Source organism: Bordetella bronchiseptica (genome assembly GCF_900636925.1).
Classification (GTDB): Bacteria; Pseudomonadota; Gammaproteobacteria; order Burkholderiales; family Burkholderiaceae_B; genus Bordetella; species Bordetella pertussis.
In genome coordinates, this window is the sequence record NZ_LR134326.1 from 5,012,509 (window position 1) to 5,038,409 (window position 25,901).

At 58.8% G+C, this 25,901-nt stretch carries 19 protein-coding genes; 3 read left to right on the top strand and 16 right to left on the bottom strand.

All coding sequences use genetic code 11. The features are described from left to right. Window positions 1–3: 3 nt before the first annotated feature. The gene (locus tag EL288_RS23455) at window positions 4–1,221 is read right to left on the bottom strand and encodes a glycosyltransferase (RefSeq protein WP_003807098.1); all 1,218 of its coding nucleotides are present in this window, start codon (window positions 1,219–1,221) and stop codon (window positions 4–6) included. Further along, the gene (locus EL288_RS23460) at window positions 1,211–2,311 is read right to left on the bottom strand and encodes a glycosyltransferase family protein (protein WP_003807097.1); all 1,101 of its coding nucleotides are present in this window, start codon (window positions 2,309–2,311) and stop codon (window positions 1,211–1,213) included. Before EL288_RS23460 ends, EL288_RS23455 begins: the two co-directional genes overlap by 11 nt. A gap of 61 nt (window positions 2,312–2,372) precedes the next feature. Here EL288_RS23460 and asnB (EL288_RS23465) point away from each other — a divergent pair, with 61 nt between their 5' ends. The 3 genes from asnB (EL288_RS23465) (at window position 2,373) to EL288_RS23475 (ending at window position 6,661) form a co-directional block, all read left to right on the top strand. Next, window positions 2,373–4,259, top strand: coding sequence for an asparagine synthase (glutamine-hydrolyzing) (gene asnB, locus EL288_RS23465; RefSeq protein ID WP_033449695.1), 1,887 nt, complete (start codon window positions 2,373–2,375; stop codon window positions 4,257–4,259). Window positions 4,260–4,430: 171 nt separating this feature from the next. Continuing rightward, window positions 4,431–5,357 carry a hypothetical protein gene (locus EL288_RS23470; protein ID WP_230591642.1) on the top strand — a complete coding sequence of 309 codons (927 nt, stop codon included), beginning with the start codon at window positions 4,431–4,433 and terminating at the stop codon, window positions 5,355–5,357. 122 nt (window positions 5,358–5,479) lie between these two features. Continuing rightward, window positions 5,480–6,661, top strand: a complete 1,182-nt coding sequence (locus tag EL288_RS23475; protein WP_003807094.1) for a transglutaminase domain-containing protein — start codon at window positions 5,480–5,482, stop codon at window positions 6,659–6,661. Between the two features lie 359 nt (window positions 6,662–7,020). On the opposite strand, the gene EL288_RS23480 is transcribed toward EL288_RS23475, so the two are convergent. From EL288_RS23480 to EL288_RS23545, 14 genes are all read right to left on the bottom strand, one after another. Beyond that, a complete protein-coding gene (locus EL288_RS23480) occupies window positions 7,021–8,094 on the bottom strand; it encodes an SDR family oxidoreductase (protein WP_003807093.1) in 1,074 nt (357 codons plus the stop codon). Between the two features lie 4 nt (window positions 8,095–8,098). After that, window positions 8,099–9,031 (bottom strand): NAD-dependent epimerase/dehydratase family protein, encoded by a 933-nt coding sequence (locus EL288_RS23485; protein WP_003807092.1) that lies wholly within the window; start codon window positions 9,029–9,031, stop codon window positions 8,099–8,101. 4 nt (window positions 9,032–9,035) lie between these two features. After that, on the bottom strand, window positions 9,036–9,977 hold the full coding sequence (locus tag EL288_RS23490) for an NAD-dependent epimerase/dehydratase family protein (RefSeq protein ID WP_003807090.1): 942 nt from the start codon (window positions 9,975–9,977) through the stop codon (window positions 9,036–9,038). A gap of 28 nt (window positions 9,978–10,005) precedes the next feature. Next, a complete protein-coding gene (gene asnB / locus EL288_RS23495) occupies window positions 10,006–11,916 on the bottom strand; it encodes an asparagine synthase (glutamine-hydrolyzing) (protein ID WP_003807086.1) in 1,911 nt (636 codons plus the stop codon). 100 nt (window positions 11,917–12,016) lie between these two features. Further along, entirely contained in the window at window positions 12,017–14,653 is a 2,637-nt protein-coding gene (locus tag EL288_RS23500) for a glycosyltransferase (protein ID WP_003807084.1), read from the bottom strand. Between the two features lie 55 nt (window positions 14,654–14,708). Further along, on the bottom strand, window positions 14,709–17,309 hold the full coding sequence (locus EL288_RS23505) for a glycosyltransferase family protein (protein ID WP_003807082.1): 2,601 nt from the start codon (window positions 17,307–17,309) through the stop codon (window positions 14,709–14,711). Next, complete coding sequence (locus EL288_RS23510; RefSeq protein WP_003807080.1) at window positions 17,306–18,097, bottom strand: ABC transporter permease; 792 nt, start codon at window positions 18,095–18,097, stop codon at window positions 17,306–17,308. The genes EL288_RS23505 and EL288_RS23510 overlap by 4 nt, the downstream gene beginning before the upstream one ends. Window positions 18,098–18,103: 6 nt before the next feature. Continuing rightward, window positions 18,104–19,312, bottom strand: coding sequence for an ABC transporter ATP-binding protein (locus tag EL288_RS23515; protein WP_015064740.1), 1,209 nt, complete (start codon window positions 19,310–19,312; stop codon window positions 18,104–18,106). After that, window positions 19,305–20,474: an ABC transporter ATP-binding protein gene (locus tag EL288_RS23520; protein ID WP_003807073.1), complete on the bottom strand. Its 1,170-nt coding sequence runs from the start codon at window positions 20,472–20,474 to the stop codon at window positions 19,305–19,307. The genes EL288_RS23515 and EL288_RS23520 overlap by 8 nt, the downstream gene beginning before the upstream one ends. Next, window positions 20,471–21,769, bottom strand: a complete 1,299-nt coding sequence (locus tag EL288_RS23525; RefSeq protein WP_230594792.1) for a glycosyltransferase — start codon at window positions 21,767–21,769, stop codon at window positions 20,471–20,473. Before EL288_RS23525 ends, EL288_RS23520 begins: the two co-directional genes overlap by 4 nt. Before the next feature lie 134 nt (window positions 21,770–21,903). Beyond that, window positions 21,904–22,833 (bottom strand): methionyl-tRNA formyltransferase, encoded by a 930-nt coding sequence (locus EL288_RS23530; protein ID WP_010925716.1) that lies wholly within the window; start codon window positions 22,831–22,833, stop codon window positions 21,904–21,906. After that, complete coding sequence (locus tag EL288_RS23535) at window positions 22,830–23,600, bottom strand: polysaccharide deacetylase WbmS family protein (protein ID WP_010925715.1); 771 nt, start codon at window positions 23,598–23,600, stop codon at window positions 22,830–22,832. Before EL288_RS23535 ends, EL288_RS23530 begins: the two co-directional genes overlap by 4 nt. Before the next feature lie 58 nt (window positions 23,601–23,658). Continuing rightward, the gene (locus EL288_RS23540) at window positions 23,659–24,807 is read right to left on the bottom strand and encodes a class I SAM-dependent methyltransferase (protein ID WP_232018716.1); all 1,149 of its coding nucleotides are present in this window, start codon (window positions 24,805–24,807) and stop codon (window positions 23,659–23,661) included. Window positions 24,808–24,829: 22 nt separating this feature from the next. Beyond that, window positions 24,830–25,900, bottom strand: a complete 1,071-nt coding sequence (locus EL288_RS23545) for an ATP-grasp domain-containing protein (RefSeq protein ID WP_010925713.1) — start codon at window positions 25,898–25,900, stop codon at window positions 24,830–24,832. Window position 25,901 lies beyond the last annotated feature (1 nt).

Genomic DNA, 25,901 nt, shown 5'->3' on the forward strand with positions numbered 1-25,901 from the left:
GTTCTAGAACTCGCCGATCAGGTCGGCCAGCGTCCGGTGGTTGGCGCTGGTATTGAAATAGGCCAGCTGGGTTTCGCGGGCCGCCTCGCGCATCGCCTGGTAGCGCGACGGATCATCCAGCAGGCTCAGCATCTCGCGCGCAACGGCATTCACATCGGGTTGCTCGGGCAACGTCATGCCGCCCCCATGGCGCAGCATTTCAGGTATGCCCCCCACGCCCGTGGCCATGACGGGAATGCCGAACGCCATCGCCTCCATGATCGAAACCGGTTGCCCCTCGGACTGGCTCAGATTCACGAAGAAGCTGACCGGCCGGGTGGCGTACCAGCGGCGGATATGCTCGTTGGGGGCCTCGCCGGCAAACTGCACCGACAGATTGGGGGGGCCTGCAAAATCCACGGGCAAGCCCGCCTCTTCGCGCCGGCAGCCGAAATGCATCCAGACCACCTTGACTGAAGGCCGAGCGCAGGCCACCGCCGCCGCCAACTGGCCGATCAAGGGCAGGCGTTTGTTCGGCGTGGGGTACGAGCAGGACACCAGCACGATGCGGTCCGCTTCCGGGCCGGGGTTCTCGTCCGATTCGTGCGCGACGCCCAGCGGAGAAACCACCGTGCGGCCCACCGAGGCCGGGTAGCGCTGCTCCAGATAGGCACGCGCCTCCTCGGACAGCACCACGACCCGGTCCAGCCGCGGCAGCGTCATTTCACGATAGGGAATATATCCCTCGTTATTGGGACGGTCCTCGTACAAGTCGTAGCCATGCGCGCGGGTCAGCCGTCGCGCGTGCGTTCCCGGCATCAGCGATATGCCGGTCGACTCCCCTTTGAACCAGTATGTGTACAGCACGTCGTAGTCGCGCAATGCCGACTGCATGCGCAGCGTGTTGGTCGCCCGCACGCTTTCCTTGAAGAAATGCCCCAGATAACGCAGCCGGCCGCGTCCCAGGCACTGCCAGGCTTCGCGCCAGAAATAACCGCGAAACATCATCCACAAAACGGTAGCGGGCAATTGCCAAGGGCGGTACAGATGCGCAAGCCGGCGTTCCACCGCGACCCCGTCGGGCAAATCCGGATCGACCTCGGTCACCTCGCGCACGGGGACGAGCGTCACCTGGTGGCCATACGCCAGCAGCGCCTTGAGTTCGGGCAGGATGAACGACCGCTCCCGCGCGTAGATGTCGGGGTACCCATTGGTAATCAGCGCAATGCGTCTAACCGGCATGCTGGCGGACTCGCTCAAAGAAATCTAACCGCGCGCACTCCTTGCCCGAGAAACCAAGCCGGGACTCGATGTCCCCGCGATCGGGCAATCTGCCTCGCCATTGCGTCACGAAATTGCGGATGTTCTCAATATTCCGATCAATATTGTCTTCGGCATTACCTATATTCAACCAATAGGCAGCGCCGTCGAGATCCGGATCATCATAACCGCCCACGACCGGAATTCCATACGCCAGGTATTCACGCGTCTTCAACGGCGCGGCCTGCGCCATGCCCTTGCGGTGCAAGGCCAGGGTGCCCAGCGCCACATCGGTGGCGGCATAGCGGGCCGCCAGGTCGGCATCGAACAATGCGCCATGGCAATATAGATTGGGCGGGCCCGCCAGTTTCAAACCGGGTACCACCACGTCGAAATCATATTCAGGCATGAGCGCCGCCATGCGCGCCACCTTGTCCGCACCCAACCACGGCTGCCCGGGAGAACCGACCAACAGAAGCCGCGCGCGCGCATTATCCGGCGCAGCGCGCGGCACCGCCTTCGCAAAGTCGTAACCATTACCGATGACAATACCTTCGGCCTGCGTCGCCGGCACCGTGGCGAGCAACTCTGGCGTGACCGCGACAATACCCCGGGCCTGCCGCGGGAAATACCTGGACGAGGTAATTTCCAGCAAATATTTGAGTTTCGAGCTGGAACGATATTCGTTCCTTGCGATGGAGTTGTATTCGATTATCAGCGGCGCGGCCCGCAACGCGCGCAGTGCCCCCGGCCACCACAGCATTTGCCGGGCGTAAATCACGTCAGGCCGCCAGGCCTCGAGGGCGGCGCCTATACGCGCGCCGGACAACATTGCCGCCACCATGGGGCCGCCAGGACGGCGCTGGCAAAGAAACTCGACCTCATCGAGGGCCGGGAAAGCCGGCGCACGCAGCACGAAATTCCGCACCTGATTTCCAGCCGCTCGCCAGAAATTCCCCTGGGCAAGTATTTTTTTACCAACGCCCGTCCGGGTGTCCGGCAATTCGAAGGTTAGATACGCAATTCTCATGTCGCCGAGCCAGAAAAGCCCGGCCATGATAGCATCGCTCACTCAATCTACAGGCCTGTTTCCCACTCCATGGCCGCAATCTTCCTTTCGACGTCCTGAAATTATGTGCGGTGTATTGGGCGCATGGTGGCGACACCACGACGAACACGAAGACGCGCGCTTTGCTGCCGGACTACGGAAGCTGGCCCACAGAGGGCCCGACGATCGCGGCAGCGAGCACTTCGCCGCGCCGCACGGACGCTTGTCGCTGGGACATACCCGGTTGGCGGTCATCGACCTGAGCGCGGCCGGCCACCAGCCCATGCATGCCGACGCCGATCGCCTGGCCGTCGTGTTCAACGGTGAAATCTACAATTACCGGGAACTGCGATCCGAACTGCGGCAAATCGGCGCGAGCTTCCGCGGCGACAGCGATACGGAGGTATTGCTGGCTGCCTGGCAGCATTGGGGCGTCGCCGCGCTGCGCCGCTTCAAGGGCATGTTCGCCTTCGCGCTGTACGATCGCCGGCAACAGACGCTGACCCTGGCGCGGGATGCCTTCGGCATCAAGCCGATGTACTACCATGCGGCCCCGGAACGCCTGCTGTTCGGCTCGGAATTGCCGGCCGTCCAGGCCCTGCTGCCGCACCCTCCGCGCCTGAACTGGCAGCGCGCCTATGACTACCTGGCCTACGGGCAGTACGACCAGCCGCCAGACACCTTCATTGCCGGCATCCGGCAGCTGCCGGCCGGCCACCTGTTGACGCTGGACCTGCGCACGGGCCAGGCGGGCGAGCCTATGGCGTGGGATGACCCGGCATCGCAGGAATGCCGGCCCATCGGGTTCCAGGAGGCGGCCGAGGAACTGCGCGCCCGCTTCCTGGACAACGTCCGCCTGCACCTGCGCAGCGACGTCCCGATCGGCGCCGCCCTGTCCGGCGGCATCGATTCCTCGGCCATCGTATGCGCCATGCGCTGGCTGGAACCCGACCTGCCCATCCAGACATTCAGTTTCATCTCCGACGATACGCACCGCTCGGAAGAGCGCTGGGTCGACCTGGTGAACCAACATTGCGGCGCCACCGGCCACAAGATACATATCGCCCCGCACGAACTCCTGGACGACCTGGACGACCTCATCCGCGTGCAGGGCGAACCCGTGGGCAGCACCAGCATCTACGCCCAGTACCGGGTTTTCAAGCTGGCACGCGAACATGGCGTCGTCGTGACCCTGGATGGCCAAGGCGCGGACGAACTGCTGGGCGGCTACGGCGGATACCCGACCGAGCGCCTCGCCAGCCTGCTTGAAACCGGCCGCCTTGGCGCCGCCGCCAGGCTGCTGAGGCAGCAAGGCCGCGGCGCGCCCGCCCGGCTGTTGCAGGCCGCCGCGCTGGCCGCCGGCGGCCGCCACCTGGCCAACCTGCGGCATGCCACGGGCCGGCAGCACGCCCCTGCCTGGCTGGATGCGCAGGTCTTGCGCGACCAGGGCGTGACCATGCGCGAGCCCGCCCATGCCTGGGCGGCCGCCACGCCCCTGCGCGGACGCCGCCTCGTCAACGAACTGGCGCACGCGCTGTATCACCGCGGCCTGGGCGCCCTGTTGCGGCACGGCGACAGGAACTCCATGCGGTTCTCCGTCGAAAGCCGCGTGCCCTTCCTGACCCAGGATCTTGCGGAGTTCGCCCTGAGCCTTCCGGAACGCTACCTCGTCTCCGACTCGGGTCAAACCAAGCACATTTTTCGCAAGGCCATGCGTGGGATTGTTCCGGATTCGATCCTGGATAGGGATGATAAAATCGGCTTCGCGACCCCTGAGCAACAGTGGATGCAGGCTACAGCGCCTCAGATGCGTCAATGGCTGGTGGACGCCGCGGACATTCCATTTCTGCGCAACGCCGAAGTCACCGCGCAGTTCGACGCCATGATCGCCGGCGCGACGCCGTTTTCCTGGCAGGCGTGGCGCTGGGTGAATTTCCAGCGGTGGATGCAGCACGCGACGGTTCTGCCATAACGCATACACGACTCCACAGCGACGGGCGCGCCGACCGGCGGTCGGTACTTTCACATCGATACGGACGACCAGCACGTGGCAGCGCTCAGGCCTGCACACACCGACAAGGCAGAGGATTTCGCTGTCGAATCCATGCATGAGTTCGCCGAACGCAGCGAAATAGGAAGAGGCATGAAACTGCCAGAACTTACCCAATCGAGCCGATCGGCCATTGTTGTAGCGACAATTGTCGCCTCAGGACTGCTGTTATTGGGTCTACTGACCGCACCGGCCTTGGAGGCGCAAGACAACCGTTCGGATCAGGATTCTGCAAGGGCGAGCAGCCGTGCCATAAAAACACTGGCTGTCGATACGGCAAAGCTGAGCTGTTTGACGCCAGCACTGATCCAGCAAATCAAATCCGACCTTCCCAACATCGCCGATGCCTACAATGAGTGCCGTGCAGAAATCACCGAGCGCACCAAGGATATGCAGCTCGATGACTTGGGCCATCGAGTGGTTTTTGCCACGATCGCTACAAACGCCTCGGCACCTTTTGGCAGCTTCTCCGCCTATAAGCTACCCGACCTGCTGGCCGCGCCTTCCCTGACATCGGACAATTATCTGTTGTTGCTGGGAAACTACCTTGATGCGCTACACGTGACCCCCAAGCGCAGTCAGATGCGCATGCTTGGTTTTGACGGCGGGGCCACCGGCAATTATGCGCAAGGCATGATCACCATTTCAGGGACCAGTCTGCTGCTAGACCCCACCATTGGCATGGTGGTCAAAATCGGCTTCGATGATTTGCTAAGCAGCCGACGCGCTGCGGCGCGGAATTTCGTGATTGCCTATATGCACGACGACCCGGGCATCACCGCCGTCATGAAGAGAATTTCCAATTCTGTCTATAATGGCCTGTATAAGCCATCCGACTTACTGTATTATTTTTTCAGCCCTGAATATTTCATGGCGTTCAACGGCATTATTCCTGCCGGCCAGCTAAAGAACGTTCACCCGCCGCTCTTGCGCTTCCCTACTCCCGGTGCGACATCCCTGGCAAGAACACAAGCCCAGAACCAGCAGGCAGCCCCAAAGCCGGCGGCGACGGAAAATTGAGCAACTCACATTGACCGTCATGCTTGCATTCTTCTTGCATGCGCAAGCGTAGCTGGGAATGAAGCAAGCGTATATTTTAGCCTCCGAGAGCCAACGTTACCGCTCTCCATACTGTTTTCGCCATGATTCGCAAGAGCTACATCATCGGTTTGCTGTTGACACTGCTACTCGGCTCCGGTCTTGGCGGCTATGCTCTCCAACGCGCCACATCTGCAACGCCCGCTGCAACCGATGCGACTGCAAAGCCAGCCGCCGAACCTGCCACCCGCGAAGTTGAAAAATCCAACGAAAGTCCGCCCCCTGCCGGACTTGCTACGCCTTCAGGATACGACGGCGGTCAGCTCCCTTGTATGCAGAAAGAATCAATGGAGCGCTACGCTTGCCTGGTCAGGACGGCAGGCGAAGGCGCGGCGAACGTTACTCCAGGGGGCAAAGGGGAGGCGGCCGGTGCATCTCCCTTGACGCAGATGTTCATGGTGACCGAAGCGATGAACCTCATTCGCACGTTAGCCAGTAGTGCGCGCTACAGCTGGAATCAAAGCACGCTAGGAGCGGGCTTCATAAAGCCCAATATGGCGCAACAGGAAATTTGCCTGGATGGTGGCTTTGGAATTTGCGGTAACCATCAATACCTGTTTCTTGAACTCATGCACCGATTGGGCTTGGAGGCCAGGTCAGTAGGTTTCTGGTACATAGATCCCAATGCCAATAGCCGAGCCAGCCACGCAGCTGCAGAGGTGTTGGTCGACAAGAAATGGCGCTATGTGGATATCACCTGGGGATCGCTATGGCTCGCGCAGCGGAATGACCTGCTGTCAGCCATGTCATTGGACGAAGTCCTGGCCGGGAAAGGCCACCGCTTTACTGGAACGACGGATGTCTGGTATATCGCACAACGGATGGCCAAGTACGATCCATTCATTTACCTAAAGGGGCGTGACCTGCAGGTCACGCGCGACGGTGGCGGCCTGCTCCAAATAAAACTGGCTGACCAAGCGGAGAAGTTTGCGCACATGCCCAATTATGTTGGCACCGTGCCGGAACGCGCCACGATGGAAATGCAGATTTCATCGAACCACAAGCACACCGAACTGCAGGTGAACATTTCCGGCATGGCGGGTTGTAAACAGTCGCGCCTGCAGATAGGCGATGAGGAGTTCGATATTCGCCCCGGCACCATACTAACCAATACGTTCCAGCAACAGGATCGCATTTCGGTCCAAGGCTCAGATCCACACTGTTATGTTGTGCTTTCGTCGATTGAGCCAATACGGTCGGCAAAGCGCGCCAGCGCCCCGAACTAGATCGACCGCGACGAGGGCCCCATGACATCTGCTCTATGTGGGGAGACAGGCCGCAGTGCTATGCAGCCCCCCCCGGATCTGGGGTGATCGGCACAACGTTGCGACAACGGCAGTTTAGCCGCCCCGCTATCTTCAACAGGCATGGGACGGACTTCTCGGCCAACGGATCGTCCGCCCTCCAGCCGTCTTGCACCAGCCCGCGGGCACATGCCCCGACCCACGCCCTGCTTGAACGCAAAGCTGACTGCTTGTTCCCGCACCCATTTCTGCACGGCATGATCCCGTGTCGTATCGGGCAACCATGCTGACTTGATCAGGGTCGGGAACAGGCCGGGCCGGGGAACTTCCAGTCCGCCGTCTTATTTGCCGTACGTGGCCAACGCCGAATCGTGTTTCCGCATGATCTGCTCGATCACGGCCAGATTGGCCTTGGTCCACTCAATCGTCTTGCGCAGCCCATCGTCGATCGATACGTCGGCAGAAAACCCCAGCTCGCGGCGCGCCTTCTCCGGGCTGCCGAAACGCTTGCCCGAGTTGTCCCACGGGCGCTTCGGCAGGCGGTCCAGCTCCGTATTGTTCCCGGTGATCTCGTTGATCTTGGTGGCCAGATCAGCAATGCTGGTTTCCTTGCCACTGGCGATGTTATAGACACCGCCCGGCGTGCCATCCGCCGCGCAGGCGATCAGGCCGTTGGCCACGTCCTCGACGAAAATGAAGTCGCGCGTGGCCACGCCGCCATTCTCCAGCGGCAAGGGCATCCCCTTGAGCGCCTTGTAGATGAAGGTCGGCGTGACGTTGCGCCACACCGTGGCGGGCGTGCCGCGCCAGCGGCCCGCGCCCAGGATTTCCCCCGGACCGTACACGTTCTGGAAGCGCGCGCGCACCGTCGGCAGCTGATGTTGCTTGTGATAATAGACGGAGTAGAACTCGCCGAATATCTTCGACATCGAATACGGGCTGTCGTTATTGTGCAGCGACACGATGTCGGTTTCTTCGGTTGCCTTGGCGTCGTCGAAGGTCTTCTCCGCGATCGAGCAACCCGCGGCGGAATACACCACTTTCTTCAAGCGCTTGAAATGCTTCAAGCGCTCATACAGCTTCAGGGTCGTCAGCGTGTTGTTCTCATGATCGGCGAGCGGATCATGGATGGAGCTCTGATTGCCGTGATAAGTCGCGAGGTGGAACACGTAGTCGTATTCATCCTGCAGCGACGCCAGCAAGGCGTCGTCCGTGATGGACGTCTCGGAGAAGCGCACGGCGGGGTGATCCGGCACATTGATCTTCTCGGCCGACAGCAAATTGTCGACGACATGCACCTGGTTCACGCCCAGCTCGAGCAGGCGTTTGACCAGATTGCTTCCAACGAAGCCGGCGCCGCCGACGACCATGACGTTGGTATTGGCTAATTTCGATGCATTCATGATTACTGGCAACTCTTCAGGTCTTGGGCGCGGACAGGTGGCTGAAAATGTCCGTCACACCATATTTGTCGTACCAGGCCAGTTGCCCGGTAATCGTGTCCTTGAAATCGACCTTGGCCTTCCAGCCGAATTCCGTCTCGGTCTTCGAGGGATCCAGGACCACGCTGGGCACATCGTCCGCCCCCGGAGCAACGACAGGCACGGGTTCGGCCAACGTGGCGCCAACATAGTCGAGCACGACGTCAAACACCTCTTTGATCGAATGCCCTTCGCCGGTCGACACGTTGAAGACCCCGGTCGGCCGTCCTTCCTGCAGACTCAGGTCGGCAATCGCCAGGAAATCCGACATATCGAGGAAGTCGCGCACCGTATCGCTGCAGAAACACTTCTGCCCCGCCTTCAGGCGCTTGTAGAAGGTCGGGATCGGGCCAATGGCAAGACGCGGCCCGGTGACGTTGGCCAGGCGCAGCGACACCACGGGCACGTCGCTCATCATCAGGAACGCTTCACCCGCCGTCTTGGAAATGCCGTAGCTGGTAAAGGGGGCCGTCGGGCTGTCGATCGGAATCGGTACCGTCGCCGGGCGTCCGTAGCACAGCGCGGTCTGGAAATTCAACAGGCGCTTCACGCCGGCCTTCGATGCCGCCTTGGCCACGTTGATCGAGCCCTGCACATTGGTCGCGGCGTCCTCGGCCCAGTCGTCGGGATCCTTGTACGCGGCCGCGCTGTGCACGACATGCGTCGGCTTGAACGAATCGAACGCGCGTTCGAGCAAGCCGGCGTCCGTGACCGAGCCTTCGATGACGCTCAATCCGGCCACGGGTGGTAGAACCTCCCGCTTGCCGGTCGCGAAGTTGTCGATGACCAGGATTTCGTGGCCCTGCGGCAACCAGTGCTCGATCAGGTTCGAGCCCAGGCAACCCGCGCCTCCGGTGATCAGAATACGCATGGGATCACTTGTTCTCGTTGATCTTCAAATGGGTGTAGCCACCCGAAACACCATACTCGCGAAAATACGCCACGGCAGCGGCGACGGTCTCTTTGAGCGGCGTGAACTCGATCTTGCCGAAGTCCTGGATGGTGCGCGACGGATCCAGCAGGATCGACGGCGCATCGTCCGGCCCCAGCTCGCGGATCTCGGGTTCCGGATAGGACGGCAGAGCCATGGCCTCGACGACGGCGTCGTACAGTTCCTTGATGGCGACGTCGGTGCCCGACGAGAAATGATAGGCGCCGTGCCCGACGCCGTCGACGGCACGCACCGTCGCGCGGGCCAGGTCCTTGACGAAGACGAAATCACGGCGGGCCTTGGTCACGAAGCACTTCTTGCCTTCGGACAGGCGCTGGAAGAAGATCGGCAGCGGGCCGCTGACGTTGCGCGGACCGACCACGTTGGCCAGGCGGAAAGTCACGAAATCCAGGCCCGAATACTCCAGATAATCCTCGTTCGCCGACTTGGAGATCGCATAGCTGCTGTTGGCCGGGTTGCGCGGATGATCCAGGCGCACCGGCTGCTGGATCGGCTTGACGCCGTAGCACAGGGCGGTCTGGAAATACACGAAGCGGCCGACATTGTTCTTCTTCGCCGCTTGAACGACGTTCGAACCGCCGACGCAATTGGTCAGCGTATCGTTGTACCAATCGTCGGGATCCTTGTACGACGCGGCGGTATGCACGACCGCGTCAGGCTGCAGGTCGCCGATCAGCTGGTTGACCAGGGCGTGGTCGGCAATCGACCCTTCGACGAACGTGAGATTGGGATGGTCCTTGAGGTGCTCGCGACGGCCGGTGGCGAAATTATCGATCCCAACCACCTTGTCGCCACGCTCGAGCAGGAGCTCCGCGATGTGCGAGCCGATCTGGCCGCAAATACCCGTAATAAATACTTTCTTCATGACTGTGCCTCAATGCTTGATTTGTTGCCTAGATTGTTTGCCTGTGTACATCATGGAACTGCTGTTGCCAAAGTTCCAGGCTCAGGAATGCCCAGATATTGCGACTGAACAGCCCCTCTTGCTCCATCATTTTCTCGATATCGAAACCGGGGGCCAAATAGGCGCGGCTGCGCGCATTCTGGCTCCGGAACGTGTCAAGAATGAACTCGCGCGCTTTGCCGCCTTTGCGCATCCAGACTTGCAGCGGAACGGGGAATCCCATCTTGTCCTTGCGCTCACGGATCGCCTGGGGAAGCATATCCTGGAAAGCGACGCGCAGCAGGCGCTTCAATTCGCCGTTCTGGAATTTCACATTGGCGGGCACCGTCGCGACCAATTCGATCAGCTTGTGATCAAGGAACGGCACGCGCGACTCGATGCCGTGCGCCATGCTCATCCGGTCTTCTACCTGCAGCAAGGCTGGCAGCAGCGTCTTGAAATCGAAATGGGTGATCGAATCGAAGTATGATTCCTTGCCGACATTCTTGCCCCAGAATATCTGCTTGAAATCATCGAACGAGGATGCGATACCCTCGAACATCCCCCAGTTGACGACGTTTCCGAAGGTATTGGAGCGGTTGATCAGACGATAATAGCGCTTGTCCCGTGAATCAAAAATCCCCTCAGCCATGAACTCCTGAATCAGGGGCTTGTAATTGCGCAGCGTACGGAGATTTGGAATGATGGATTCATAGGTGACGATGTAATTGCCGTCGTGCATGGTGCCGTCCAAGGCACCCTTGATGCATTGTTCCCAGTATGCGATCAGATACCGGGCGTAACCCCCGAACATCTCGTCGCTGCCCTGTCCGCCCAATACCACCTTGACATGATCCTTGGCCAGGCGCGACACAGCGTATTGGGGGAACGAACCAGGCCCGGCCACCGGCTGGTCAAGGTGATAAATTACCTTCGCGATATCGTTGACGAAATCGTCTTCGGTGATATCCACCTGATGCAACAGGATATCGTGCTCGTCCGCCAGGGCCTGCGCATAACGAGACTCGTCGAAGGCGTCGCCCAGAGCGAATTTCCCCGTAAATCCCTGGAAACGGGAGCTCCTACGCCCATGACGCGCCATCGCCGCGACCAGGCTCGAATCGACACCACCACTGATATAGGCGCCAACCTCGACGTCGCTGCGCATGTGCATATCGACCGAATGCTGCAGCTTCTCTCGCACCTGTTCGACGAAATACTTTTCGGTATGATCCCAGTCGAGATCGTATTGCACTTCCCAGTATTGCCGCTGTTTCAGTTCCAGGTCGCGCCCAACATAGCCGCAGTGTGCCGGTTTGAGCTGGCGCACACCAGCAAATAGCGTCTTCTCACCCAGGCAGAACTGAAAGGCAAAATAGTCATGCAGCGCATTGGCATCAGTCTCGACGCGATTCAGGAACGGCGTCAGCGCTTTGACCTCCGATCCAAAATAGAACCCGCCCTGGACACAGGCATAGTAGAAAGGTTTGATACCGAAGCGATCGCGCGCCACGAACATCTCACCGCGCTTCGCATCCCAGATCGCGAAGGCGAACATACCCTCCAGACGATCCACGCAGCGTTCGCCCCACTTCTCGTACGCACGCAGAATGACTTCAGTATCCGAGGTCGTCTCGAAACTGTCCTCACCGAGCTCTCGACGCAATTCTATATAGTTATAGATTTCGCCGTTATACGTTATGACGTTACCCGAATTGCCGCGCATGGGTTGCGCGCCCGACACCAGGTCGATAATGGACAGACGCACATGTGCCAAGCCCAATCGCCCCTGCGGGTCTATCCATGTGCCATGCCCGTCGGGGCCTCGATGCTGCTGGCGTGCTATACCTACTTGAAGCTGTTGTTCGATCGCACTGACCGACTTCCCCTGGTGCCAAAGAGCGCCGAATATTCCGCACATATATTGTCAATAAGGCTGATTGTCTGAAAATAGCTTGCCAGCCCTTTCAGGCCACGGCAGGCACGAGTGTAGCAAGTCGTCCGATCCTGTAAGGCAGCGGCTAGCCGCGAAACCTGGCGATCAATTTCAACAGCATTGGCTTCAACGCCGACTTGGCCGGCGTCGGTAGCATTCCCCACAAGCGGGACAGGGTGCGCTTCCAGACCGGGCGAGGATCGACACCAGCGCCAACCCCGTCCCCAATACCGGCCACATTGATACTGAACGACTCATGCTTTCCTGGCAGGGCCGACAGAGATGCCAACGCAGTGTACAGCGGCGCGCTTACCGCCTCCCAGTGGAAATGCTGCCGGAAGTATCGCCGGCCACACTCGCCCTCGCGCTGTCTCAATTGGGCGTCGACAGCGTAATGGTCGACGACGCGCACCAGTTCGTCACCGTGCGCAAAATCCACAACGCTTCCACATCCCGCCAGGGAAATCTCCTGCGCCACGAATTCCAACCTATTGGCCAATATGGGCAAGCCCGCTGCCATATACTGCGACAGCTTGTTTGGACTGCAATATTTGCTGTTCAACGTAGTCGGCTCGTACGGCACCAGCCCGACATCCGCCTGCGCCGCTGCCGCGACCAATGCGTTTTCGGCAACAGCCTCGGGAAAGAATATCCGGGTACCCAGCAAGCCAGTCCGCTCGGCCAACCGCTCCAGTTCGCGCTTATAGGGCCGGTCCGGTCCGCGCAATTGCAGGATCGCACTCGGATGGGTACGGCCCCACGCCTCGATGAGCAACGCCAGTCCCCTGCCGGGCATGAAGTTCCCCTGAAACAGAAACACGCACTCGTCCCTTGGTGCATGCTGCGGCGCCGGCTCCGTGGCGGCCTGGAGTGGCTCGCAGTTGGGCACCGCCTCGAAGGAATGGCCATAAAAATTCGACATGTGCGCGGCCAGTTGAGGCGACACCGAAATCGACTTGTCCACTTCCGACAGCAGGCGACGCTCGAGGCGCTGCCACAATGCAACCTCCCAAGGCGCCGTGGCAGGTCCCAGTGAAGTAGGCCAGAACTCGTGCGCGTCGTACAGGACCGGGATCCCATACAGCCGCTTGAGCACGACAGCGGCGATCAAGGAGTCGAAATCCGCAGCGACTATTGCCGAGTATCCGGACGCATTCATTGCGGCAGCAATAAGCGCCTGGCTCGTACGGCGCAAATAACTGCACATCCAGTTGAACTCATAGGCCCGCTCAGCGGTCACACCGCCGTCCACCAGCACGTTCAACTGGGCTTGCGACATCTGCTCCAGCATCCGCAAGCGGCAAAGGACATCCAATCCGGCCCCCTGCTCATCCTGCATCAATGCCAACCGCTCCCAGTCGGCGCCAGTGCCCCTGGGCTGCGTGATTTCCAACCCGCCCTGCGCGCGTTGGCGGACAAGGGGAGCGGCGATATCGTCCGCCACCCCCATCACATGCACACGAATGCCGGCAGGCGCGAAATCGGCAACCCAGCCTATCCGTGGGTCGGCGGCGGGCGGATGCGCGCACAGCAACAACACGTTGTCGCGCCCGTCAGCCGGCACGCGCCGAGTAGGCGCCGCGCGGTTCGGCTTGCGCTCCAACGCCTCGGCCACAGCCTGATCCAACTCCCCGATGAAATGCTTCATCGAATAGATCGGATTGGCGATGATTTCGTCATAGACACGATCGACGATTTCACCCCGCAGCCGTGGATCGAGCACATACTCGCACACCTGCTGGAAATTACCGAGATCCTTGCGCAGCGGCACGAAATGCTTCCAGGGCTGGAAAATGTCGGAATAGCGGCCTTCGTACATGACCTGCAATGTACGGGCAGCGCCCGCCTCGAAGTGGCGCGGCGATATCTGGTTGTAGTAGACGTTTCCTTCGTAGGGCTCCAGCTGCTGCAGAACCCATTCACTGTACTTGTGTTCGTCCGTGAAATCGCTGCGACGCTGCTCCAACTCGCCGCACAATTTCTCGACCGCACCATCGAAGTCGAAGATGCTGGCTCCTGATTCAACACCCAGCGTGCTCTTCGATCTAGCGAGGAAGCGAAACCAGTCTTCGCCCATGAGCCGGTCTTCCCAGCGACTCGAAATATCCGTTTTCAGGCCGGTGCCTTGCGCGGCATGCAAGACCTCGTCGCCGATCCGGCGCTTGTCGTATGCCAGCCGGCCAAAATACAGCGGCTGCAACGAGCCACGATAAGAAATATCGATGTCGCGTTCAACTCCAGTCGTCGTCCGGGCACGCAGCTTCGGCGTCACGTATCCGGTATACATCTGCCGAAAAACGACCCGGTCGCCAACCACGTCAGGAGGATATACCTTGGCACGTTCCTGCGCGTCCACACAGGTGAATACCAGATCGAAAGCGCGGCTGCCGATGAACTCGGCCACCGCAAGGGTGCGATATTGCTCATCCTGCTTGAAGATTATCTTCACCCCCTCATACTGACTCAATGCCGGAACAAATTGGCGATCTATCGACTCGAGGTTGGCAGGATTGTAGGAAATCGTGTTGTGAATAATGACGCCATCATAGGCCGCCAGACGATATCCTTCACCGCGCGTCAGGGCGGAGGCGGCGCCAAAGAGATTCAGGATATCGACGTGGAAGGCCGAATACGCCTTGACGTACCCGATGTTGTCGAGAACGGTTTCGATCCCATTTGGATCGTAGTAGCAGACGAGCAGCAAACGTTCCACGCGTCTCATCGCGCCATCCTCCCGCGTGGCGCGCCATCGAGTTCACCCTGGCCTTCGCACATGCTCAGCGCCCCATCAAGCGGGTTTTAGCGGCACGTACGCCACGTACGACCTGGCGACGGAAGGCCGCCGGCATCGGGATGCGATGCCATACCCTCCTTGCCAATGCAATGCTGCGACGGTAAGCCGCCCCGGCATATCGCCGCGGCTGTGCGCGTAAATATGCGCGCCGGGCCGCCTTGCGTTCGGCAAGCATGATTTGCGCCCAATTCCCCATGGCGGTGGACATATGTCCAGCCAGTTGCTCGCGCTGCAGGCTACCTGACAGAATGGAAGTGGACAGGCACCAGCCGGACGTGCCGGACGGCATGATCACATGGGCAGCGCCGTGCCGATCTGTAGCCAGTACCGGCGCCGCATAAATGCGCGCGCGCGGCCCGCACAGCCACCGTTGCTCGATATCCGCGTCCACCCCTTCCACGAAGCTGCGGTACGAGTATCTCCCGCTGGCAACGATGTCCTCATAGGCCCGCTCCGTCATCCTTTCCAGGAAATCCAGGTCCTGCAGACGCGCAAAGACTTCATCGATATTGGCGTAGTCCTGGCTCAGCGCAATATAGTGCACGCCGGGCGTCAGCGCGCCAGAGTATTCCCCTTCGAACAGCACCAATGCCGTTCGCAAACGAATCGCCTCGAATATCTTGGGCGAAATCTGGTTCATGCGGATATTCCGTTCCAGCGGCTCGAGCAACTCGTTATAGAGTTCCGCGAATGGCAGCTCGGGATTCTGCGCGAGACGCCGCTCTATCTCGCTGCGCACATTGCCATCAAAATCAAAGACGTTGGATCCGCTTTCCGTACCCAGCGTTGCGCGCGCCGAACCCAGGAAGCGATACCAGTCCGTACCGTAGATCCGCTTTGTATCGTCGACCTCGATATCGACCGGCAACCCGCGCTCTTGCGCCAGTGCCTTCACGTCCACACCTATCCGATACTTTTGCCATCCCAGGCTGCCATAGAAATATGGCAACATTCGGCCGCGATATGCCACCAGGATCTCGCGCTCACGCAGAGGAAGCAGGTACTGACCCAGCGATGGATCCTCGGGCACGTAGCCGGTCAGGGTAGACAGGAACTCGGTCCAGTGGAAGTCGCTGGCGGGGTAGACATATTCGCGGCCTGCCGGCGGCACGCAGGTATAGACAATGTCGAAAGCCAGGCGCTTGATCCAGGCCTTCGCCGTATTGGTCGTATCGTATTCATCCTGGATGAAGAGGACCTTCAGCCCGGTGAAGCGCCGGATTCGCAGCGCCATGGGCTCGGGCAAATAGTCCTTCAACGACAAGCGAACGGCATAATGCATGATGACCACGTCGAAAACCGACAGGTCGATCTCCGCCGCCAGGCGCCGATCCTGCTCGGGCGACTGTCGAGTCACCGGGAGATAAAATATGTTGTGGCGGGAATACTTCTGAAAAGCACCAAGGTGCTCTTCGACGGTTCCAATATGCGTCCAACGATCGTCGTACAACACCAGAACGTTCAGGCGGTGATCGAGAGGCCGCCGCAACAATGCCAGGTAGGCGTCCTCCACCATTGCGCCAAGCGCCGCGCCATGGCTTGCCGCATCCAGCAACGAGGAGCCGGGCTTGTGATCGGCACCGGCCTCCGCCCGCCCTTCCGCCAACGAACTATGCAGCGCCGCCACCCACGCCTGCGCCTGCAACTGGCACTCACCCTCGGCCCTATCCAGGACTGGCAGCCCGGCCGCTTCATATAGGGCCTGTGCAGCCCTCCGACGCGACGTCCAACGAGCGTCCATGTTGAAAGGCAGGATGCCAGCCATGGCATCCGCACACTGGGCACCAAAATCCGCAGCGCTCGGCGTTGGCGTATGTGACACATTGCCATGCGCAGCCAATCCCCGCCAGGCCGGCAGTTGATCATCGGCGGCGCCGCAAAAAACGAATTTCCAGTCGGGTAGCAGATGCACCAATTGATGCAAGAGTTCATAGTCGAGCGCGTCGTCGATCGGGCCATGATAAAGAACCGATCTCGACGGTACTGCCTCTTGCGGTACGCTCAGATATTGACCGAAATTCGACCCGTAGGCATCCGCCAATACCTCGATACGACCCGCATACTCCCCATACCGGCGATAGGTGGCCGCTACGTGCTCATCGGTCGCGACAAGCAGATGCACATAACGGGGCATGGCCTGGCGGAACAAGGTCGCCGCCTCACGAAGCGCGACCGTCGCGCCAGCACCTACCGCAACGCCTCCTCCGCTCGCGCGGTAGACCGTCATCGCGTTGGGCCAGCAATCCAACAGCTCCAGATAAGCGCGACAATCTTCCAGCCAGAACAAGGGGCGCCGGATAGAGTGCTCATGCAACGCTTCAGTCAACCGATCGACCGCTTCGTGCGTCGGCTGAGCAGTCATGGCAACGACCTCTATGCCGCCAGACATTCGTAGCGGCCCGGTTGGCGTAACCGAGCCTGGTTCCACGACCACCACCGGCAACTGCCCGGCGAAATGCCGCGCTCTGACGTACCGCGGATCCAGCGGGTCCTCCCGCCAGGGCTGATCCGTAAGGATGATGACCGCATCGAAATGCCGGGCCAGACCAGATGCGCTGGCCTCCGTATATCTGGCTACCGTCACAACGCCCCCTCGAAATTGCCCTTTACGCGACGGAATGCCTTCATGCCGCTATAGAAAATAACCAACGAAATCCCGAACACATAGGCCAATCCCCACGCAGACGGGCTGGCATGATGAATCAACGGCTGCCGATAACCTTCAACGATGATATAGAGCGGATTGAACTCGGATACCCGGCGCACCACTTGCGGCATCATGTCCAGTGCGTAGAAGACTGGTGTCGCAAACATCAGGACCGTCAGCACGCTGGGCAACACGAAACTGATATCCCGCACGAAAACGGTGATCGCCGACAACCACAGTGCAATGGCCGCGATGAAGAAAAACTGCAACAGGATAACCAGTGGAATCCAGGCAACATGCCAACTCGGCATCGAGCCATCCGCGACCAGCAAAATCGTCAGAAACACGAGGCTGACCGTCAATGGCACGACACCCGTCGCCACGGCCGCCAACGGCAGAATTTCCGTCTTGAAAGCGAGATTCTTGACCAAGCCGGATGCTGAAACGACGGACATGGTTCCTGCCATCAGTGCCTCGGACAAGGCGATCCAGGGACCGTAACCGCTGATCAGCCAAGTCACATACGCCAGTGTTGTATCCGCGCCCGGCAGTTTCGCCTTGTAGACGAAACCAAATACAAAGGTGAAGATGCCAAGCATGCACAGCGGATTGGCGATCGCCCATACGCTGCCCAACCTCGAACCGAGGTACTTGTCGCGCACGTTAAGCACAAAGAAGTTGTATATCAGGCCGATATCGCGCCGTTCCAGACCAAATATTCTCATGACCAGCTAGGATAAAAGTGATGCAGTCGCTTCCGACGGATATAGCAACATGGGCACACCACCGGTAGGCGGTTGCCGTACAAAAACCTCGAAAATCATGCTGCGAGACGCCACAAGCGCCTGGTCAAGCTCGGCGGCGATCTCCAGCCGATATACCCCCTGCCCCAGTACGAGTGGCCGCATGGCGAACTGAACGCGCGCCACGCCTGCCTCCGTGTACTTATCCAGCGCAATGCGCCGTTGCGTGACGACCAGTCCGTCCAGGCGCGTCACCGACATGACGAGCTGGGCCTCTTCACAGCCAGTGGGGACCTGGATTTTAGTACGTATCAACGCATCCTCCCCGGCCTCGAGAAGCACCCTTTGGGTCGCCGTATCGCCTTGCAGCACGTACAGTGCATCGACGTCCCAGCCGTCCAGCGAGAACCGGGTGCTGGCCTCGTCCCGGAACCGCTCCAGCAGCTTGGCTTCGTCCTCGCTTCGCACCGCGTCGATATAGGCCTTGCATACCTGGTCGGGCAGGCCATCCATGACGATTTTCCCCTGATCAATCCAGAGGCAGCGATTGCACATCGACTGAATGGAAGCCATCGAGTGAGACACCAGGATGACGATCCGCCCCTTGGCGCAAATCTCCTGGATCTTGCGGGTCGCCTTGGCGGAAAACTTGGCATCGCCCGCAGACAGTGCCTCATCGATAATCAGGATCTCCGGCTCCAGGCACGAAATCATCGCAAATGCCAGGCGCGATTTCATCCCGGTGGAATACGTCCGCACCGGCATGTCGATGAACTCACCCAACTCCGCGAATTCGATGATTTCATCGATTACCGCGTCGATTTCCACACGACTCTTACCCTGCACCTCGCCGTCGATGTAGATATTCTCGCGCCCGCTGGCATGCTCGCGCAGCCCCAACCCCAAGGTCATGATGGCGGTTACCCTGCCATGCACGTCTATCTTGCCCGCCGTCGGGGCCGACAATCCGGCGACCATATGCAACAGCGTGGACTTCCCTGCGCCATTGCGGCCTACGATACCAAGCCGTTCTCCGTTGCGGATCGTCAGGCTGATGCCATCGACAGCAATCTTCTCGCCAGGCCCCGTATTCGCCGAGGATTGGGCGGATACCAGGGCATCGGAGAGGCCAGATTTCCCGATGGCGTAATGCTTGCGTACATCCGATACCTGGATCCAAAGGTCGGAGTCAGTCATCGATCCACCCGCTTATTTCCATTGGCAAGATCGTTGTTCCTTGTTCCAGCGTGCCGGAAACTTCGAGCACGTATCCATTCCCAGTAGTCCAGCCCCGTGCGTCGCAAATTACAGCTTCATCCTCTGCTCGAGTTTTTTCTTTTATCAGACCCACGGTCAGCGAGTACTCGCCCGGCGCGAGGGGCAACGCCGGAACCTTCAGTTGCACCCGCCGACGGCCATTGCCGCTTCCGATCGGCCGTTGCCCCAGCAGCATAATGTCCCAGCCGATACCGATACGCATCAGTTCCACTGAATAGGTAAAAACCAGCGGAATATCCTCTTCCGACTCGATATCAAACTCGAACACGGCGTCTTCGCCCGCCACTGCATGCCAAGTCGCCCTGTCGCTGTCGCAGAATCGCGCCAAGGCACCATCCGGCACGGGCAAGTCCAGATACTTGACGACGGCGGCGTCGGTTCGGCCTGACGCCACGATGGAGCCGCGCTCAAGAATGTGGGACTGCTGACACAGCTTAAGGGTCGATACCCAGTCATGGGTAACTAATATTCCCGATGCACCATTGAGCAGCAGATTGCGCATGCGGATCCAGCACTTGGCCTGGAAATGCTCGTCTCCGACCGACAGCAACTCGTCGATCAGATAGATTTCGTGTCGCATGGCGGTTGCCGTTGAAAAATACAAACGCGCAGCCATACCCGCCGAATAAGTCAGGATCTTGCGGTCGAAATCGGCGCCCAGCTCTGAAAACTCCGCGATGTCGGCCAGCAAGTCGCCGCGATCCTTGCGCGGCGCTCCCATTACCGTCAGATAGCGCGTGGCATACTCGCGGCCCGACAACTCTCGGTTGCCGAATCCGCCCATCTCGAACAGGCCGCATACCTGGCCACGCACGTCGACAGTGCCGCTGGTGGGTTGATATACACCGCCCAGTACCCGCAGCAGCGTGCTCTTCCCAGCGCCGTTGCGACCAAGAATGCCCACGATCTTCCCGCGGGGAACCTCCAGCGACACGTCCCTGAGCGCAGCAAACACCTCGCCCCGTACAGGCAGAGCACAGAACATGCGCCAGATGTTCTGTTCACCGCTGATAACAAAGGACTTGCTCACACCGTGGCAACTGAGCGCTATTTCCTCATCGCGACGGATAGCGATGCTCATGGTGCCCTCGACGAATCGTAACCCTGGTCGCGCAACAACCGGCGGTAGACCCTGTCCATGCGTCGCCCCGCCGCATCGGTGGAATGCCACTTCAACGCAAAGGCACGGCTACGTCGCCCGATCTCGGCACGCTTTTCCGGATTCTCGATGAGGTCCTTGACTACATCGTAGACCGTCTCAGGCGTCGCGTTGACGACCGGCAATTCGTCTACATACTCCGGAATCTCGGCGCGCATGCTTTCCAGCCATACAGGGCGAATGAAACAGACCAATGGCTTACCCAGCATCAAGGCTTCTCGCCCATTGGCGCCAAAAAAACCGAAGGACAGCATTTCGAGAATGATATCGGCCTGAGCTTGATAAAACCTGACATCTCGATTCGGAACGCCCGTCACTGAAATCAACTCTACCGGATAACCCTCAGCCTTCAGCCTGCGAATCAACGGCAAATAGACATGAGTAGATTTTATATTCACGCCCTGCTCATCGGTCCGTTCCACAAAATTGCCAACGGAATGATATAGCCGTACTGAATTGGGCGGGAAATCCAGCCGAAATTTCTCGGGAATTTCGAGGCCGGGATGCAGAAACTCCGGATCGGTACAGAAAAACTCTGGCTCCTCATGGACCCTAGGATCGTCATTATAATCGACATGATTCCCGCCGAAGAGCAATTGATAATCCGCCATTTCATTTCGGTATTTACCCCAGGCGAGATTCTTTTCATCACTGCAAACGTCGGGACGATCACGCCAGACGCACATCGAACAGACGGACATCGGCGGCCAGCGGCTGAATGAGGTCTGGGACACACCATCTAGGCAGCCACTGTGCGAGTACACAATTTTCTTACCTAAATATCGCAAGACTTCTATTTCGAAGTTCCGATGATATTTCTGCGATATCGACAGCTGAAAAGGAAATCCAAATACCATTCCGCCGATGTTGGAAAAATGAAATATATCGTATTTCCACAACGCGGAAAGATAAAAATCGATTTGCTCTTGATAGCCTTTTTCACCATCTTGCGTAAATTTGAAATCTTCCCCGTGATAGTAAATTTGCGTCCCTTCGTACATGTCCCAATTGAGCACATCAGCGGTCCAACCCAGCTTTCGGAGTGCGCGCGAAGTGTTCCACGCATGATAGTAGGATTGCCCTGCATAAAGAACTGCTTTCCGTGGAAACAGCATGCGTCGGAGACGGAAAATCGGACCGACGACATACTTCACAATGAAAACACGATTCTTTACGAAAAATTCCTTCTCAATGAGTTTTTTGATCAATTCAAGCACACAACGCTCCTCGCGACTCCGCGCCATGCTGGCACGCCTAATGGCCCGCCATCCGGCGGGAAGTCTATTCGCAATTATTCGGAATTCATTTCACGGCCGATCCAATAGTCAACCGCACCTGCGGCAACTCAAGATCAAAAAACTCGTTCCCGAACACTTTTAATCAGAAAACCGGGGAGAACCCACTCATCATCGACCCGGCTAATGCTGGATAAGCGGCAATACCCATCTCCGCCACAAGCAATTTCGATACTCCCATCTTGATTGCGCGCCACGACCTGCCCTGGAATGGCCAGATATTCACCGCCGGCAACCCAATCCGCTTCGTAGACTAGATAGCGCTGCGCCTCATATTCAAAAAAAGCCCCGGCATAAGGAGGACCGCTCGCGTTGATATGACGCACCACATCTTTCGCGGTGCGTGACCAATCAATCCGTCCATCCTCCGGGCGGCGGGGAAAACAGCGCAATGGTGGACGGGGATCGTCAGTTTGGCGATACAGTACATATTGCGGGTCTCTCGCCAGCTGTTCCAAGGCGGCACAAAACAACTTTGGAGTCTGCTCCTCGATCCATTGCGCAACGGTTCTGATGCGAGTGTGGTGATCGACCGGCAGCATATCTTTTGCAATGACGTCGCCGCTGTCCAACTCCCCCCCCACCATCTTATGCACGCACAGGCCTATTTCAGGCTCAGCATTGATCAGGGCCCATGCCTGGCAAGCATTGCCACGGTAACGCGGCAGATCGCCACCATGCGCGTTGAGAATACCGAACGGAAACACTCCAATCGCATCCCGCTCGATGACCGTCGGGAAATTCAGACTGACCGCGATATCTACGGCATGTTGTCTCATCTTATCGACCCATTCCGGGGTCAACCGGGGGGTCACATATACCGGCACGCCAAACTGGCGCCCCTTCCGTTCGAAGTCCACCACCCCCGCCGAGTATTCGGGTGCCTCCTTGGCAGTCAGGATATAGCTCAGCTGATGGCCTGCCTCGACCAGCATGTCGATGGTGTGCAGCAAAGCCTCGTGGCGACCTATGGCTGCGAATTTCATATATTCCTTGCCAGCAAGGACTGCAGGAAAGTACGGCTTCCGGCGCTCGTATTGCGCCACCTAATCAAGTCAACCGGATTCCGATGCACTTCGCGCGAATCCTCATAACGGCGCAGGGACTCAGTATTCATATACACATGAATCGGGTGAAAATCCAGGACATTGATACCGTCCGGTTGGTACCAATAATCAAACGTGGAATCGAACTCCCAGTCATACAGACACGCAACGTCGTCTTCCCACAAATAGGGAACTCGCACCATATCGCCAGTCCAGTGCCGCCAAGGTTGCAACACAATGCCGGCATCCCATGGCACCAGTATATTGCAGTCATACCGCAACCGCCGTTCCCCGAACATGTTCAGAATACTCGTTGCCTGCACCAACGAATGCGATCGAACCGAGACACAACCAGGGGCCAACTCCAAAGTCCTGTCCAGAATTTCTTGCACGCCTTCGGCATGCGCGCCGGCTAGCAACGGGTTGAAATTGGGATGTACACCCAATTCGAATAGCGGATTCCTGCGTATATTCTCCAATAACGGCGTCGAATGTGTGGCAAACCAAGTCGCGCACACGCCTGCCCCCTCGATTAGATCAATCGTATCTTGCAACACGAAATCGGCTGCCCAATCGATATCAAAGGTGAGAAATATCCTCCCTCTCCAGGATTCCGGCTGATTGATATCGATATCCGATATCCTCGCAAATTTGTTATCGTATCGTCGCATCCGTGCTTCCATGAGTCTGTGGGCAGCGCCAGCCATGATCATCGCCTCTAGGCATTCCGGACTGTTTTTCCCAGGTCCCGGATATGCACGCCACTCATTTAGGAGCAGCTACGAGAAAAAGGTCCGACCAGGCCAGCAGGGGCACCTCGACGGATGCATGCTCGATACGATCCGCAATCTGGAAATGGAAGCTCTTGGTCGCGATCAACAACCTAGCCGGTGGCCGTTCTACCAGCCCCGAAAAATCCTCAATCGGGTTCGGCATTCCAGGAAAATACAACCCAGTCAGAGCCTCATTGTCGTCAAAGAGGCGTACTTGGGCCAGATCGACGCTATCGAGACTAGCCAGGAGATTTATCATCCGCCCAGGCACGTAAATGCCAGCCTGACCTGGGCCTGCCAAGAATCGCTCGAGACGCTGCCCCGCCCCCAAGGCAAGACTGCGAAATCGTTCAAAGCCGTTTCCGGCAAGATCGATCTCGTCGTTCACCGGCTTCGTCTTGTGGGACACACGCACCGCTCGAGCGTAGATACTGCCTCCGAATCCTGCCGGCTGCACAGCCGCAGCGAATCCAGACACCTCCAACAGGCGTTGCAGACTGCTCGCATCGAAGTAACTCCAATGCTCATGCAGCAAACAGGAAATGTCGCCATTTTCGATATACGGGGCACAGTCAGGAACCGCAATGTAAGCGACACCGTCCGGAGTAAGGCTGTCAGCAATTTTTTCCAGGAAGCCTTGTGGCTCGCCGATATGTTCGAGCACTGCGTACGCTACGATCAGATCGAACTTTCCTTCCGCCTTCGGATGCGGGAAAAAGCCATCGATAATCGGCACACCGTGCCGCTGCTGACCGCCCTGCCCCTGCGCGCCAGGCTCAATGCCCAGCACGTCAGCCCCCTTCTGCTTGAGGAGGGAAAGCAGATATCCCGTGCCGCAGCCGATCTCCAGCACTCGTTTCCCAGTTAAATCGGTCTCATGGTGCGCAATGAAATCCAAAAAATCACGGGCGTACTGCTGGCCGATCCCGCCACTGTCCATCATTCCTGAAATCGTCGACCCATGCTGGTAACACCGTTCCAACGCAGCCTCTACCTGGGTGTTCGGACTCTGTCGGATCAGCCCTAGCGCGCTGTCAAATTCGAGGCAAAACGGCAGGCTGTCCGGCAACCCATACGGCGCGTTGCTGGGTTGTGGTTGACACCGGTAAAAGAACGGCAAATCACCGACTTGCCATTGCATAAGTTGGAGTTCCATTATTGACCTAGACCCGTTCAATCGGTTCATCCGAAAGCAGCACCTCCGCCAGCCCTCGCACCACTCGTCCGGACTTGTACGAGAAACGCGGCGCAATTTCCTCGCCAAGCACGTGCTTGCGGATCAAAACGTCGGGTTCGTTGTAGCCGACCATGGCGCGCAACGACGTGGTTCCGGAAAACCTCGGATTGATCTCGAACACGTAAACCCGGCCCTCGACCAGGCGACATTGAATGTTCACCGCTCCGCGGCAGCCCAGTTCGGTGGCAATGCGCTCGCATGTCTTCGTCACTTCCGGATACGGCCCTACGTCGCCCTGCGAGACACCGCTGCTTATCGCCAATGTGCTGCCAAGGTGACTGAGCGGACTACGGTTCTTCACGCGGATGCGGTTGCTCAGCCCGGAAAGAATCATGCGACGCACGGCAATCGAGTTCAGCAGTTGGCCGTTCATGTCCAGCAGGACCCCAACGGTGAACTCGGAATCTGTATCGCCCACGTACTCCTGGACGATGTACGCTCCGATATTGGCTAGGAGTGAGGCCCCCAGGAAATCAAGCTCTTCGCGGTCTTGCGCCAGGAACAGGTTCGCCGATCCGCCCCCTCCCACAGACGGTTTGAGCACCGCAGGGAAAAAGTCGACTTTGCCAAGGTCCGCCAAGCTATTGACGGCGACGGTCCTCGGCACGTCGAAACCGTGCCGCCGCAGCCATTCGGACGTACGGGCCTTGTCCATGCACAGGTCTATTACGGCCGCTGGATTAATGGGCAGAAATACGCCCGCCTGCTCAAAGCGGGCTCGCGCGATACTCATTGCCTTGAGCTCGGGCTCGCTGCCGTGAAATACGGCTTTTACATCATGGCGCGCGCAAAGCTCAAGCAGCGCGTCGATGTAGCGCGGGTCATTGGCAGACGGCAAAATATAGGGTTTGTCCACTTCCGCCAATCCCTTGCTGAAGGGATTCATGTCCCCGCCGATGATGTGATAGGGGGTCCGAGCGAGGCGCAGTGCCTTCAGAATCTGCTCGCCATGGCCTCCACCGCCTACTCCCGTCACCAGCACCGATATTCTTTGCATA

Excerpts from the sequence above, each read along its gene's own strand:
- EL288_RS23510 (WP_003807080.1), bottom strand. The coding sequence starts at position 18,097 with ATGAGAATATTTGGTCTGGAACGGCGCGATATCGGCCTGATATACAAC.
- EL288_RS23455 (WP_003807098.1), bottom strand. The coding sequence starts at position 1,221 with ATGCCGGTTAGACGCATTGCGCTGATTACCAATGGGTACCCCGACATC.
- EL288_RS23470 (WP_230591642.1), top strand. The coding sequence starts at position 4,431 with ATGAAACTGCCAGAACTTACCCAATCGAGCCGATCGGCCATTGTTGTA.
- EL288_RS23545 (WP_010925713.1), bottom strand. The coding sequence starts at position 25,900 with ATGCAAAGAATATCGGTGCTGGTGACGGGAGTAGGCGGTGGAGGCCAT.
- EL288_RS23490 (WP_003807090.1), bottom strand. The coding sequence starts at position 9,977 with ATGAAGAAAGTATTTATTACGGGTATTTGCGGCCAGATCGGCTCGCAC.
- EL288_RS23485 (WP_003807092.1), bottom strand. The coding sequence starts at position 9,031 with ATGCGTATTCTGATCACCGGAGGCGCGGGTTGCCTGGGCTCGAACCTG.
- asnB (WP_003807086.1), bottom strand. The coding sequence starts at position 11,916 with ATGTGCGGAATATTCGGCGCTCTTTGGCACCAGGGGAAGTCGGTCAGT.
- EL288_RS23520 (WP_003807073.1), bottom strand. The coding sequence starts at position 20,474 with ATGAGCATCGCTATCCGTCGCGATGAGGAAATAGCGCTCAGTTGCCAC.
- EL288_RS23540 (WP_232018716.1), bottom strand. The coding sequence starts at position 24,807 with ATGCAATGGCAAGTCGGTGATTTGCCGTTCTTTTACCGGTGTCAACCA.
- EL288_RS23535 (WP_010925715.1), bottom strand. The coding sequence starts at position 23,600 with ATGGCTGGCGCTGCCCACAGACTCATGGAAGCACGGATGCGACGATAC.
- asnB (WP_033449695.1), top strand. The coding sequence starts at position 2,373 with ATGTGCGGTGTATTGGGCGCATGGTGGCGACACCACGACGAACACGAA.
- EL288_RS23475 (WP_003807094.1), top strand. The coding sequence starts at position 5,480 with ATGATTCGCAAGAGCTACATCATCGGTTTGCTGTTGACACTGCTACTC.
- EL288_RS23530 (WP_010925716.1), bottom strand. The coding sequence starts at position 22,833 with ATGAAATTCGCAGCCATAGGTCGCCACGAGGCTTTGCTGCACACCATC.
- EL288_RS23500 (WP_003807084.1), bottom strand. The coding sequence starts at position 14,653 with ATGAGACGCGTGGAACGTTTGCTGCTCGTCTGCTACTACGATCCAAAT.
- EL288_RS23515 (WP_015064740.1), bottom strand. The coding sequence starts at position 19,312 with ATGACTGACTCCGACCTTTGGATCCAGGTATCGGATGTACGCAAGCAT.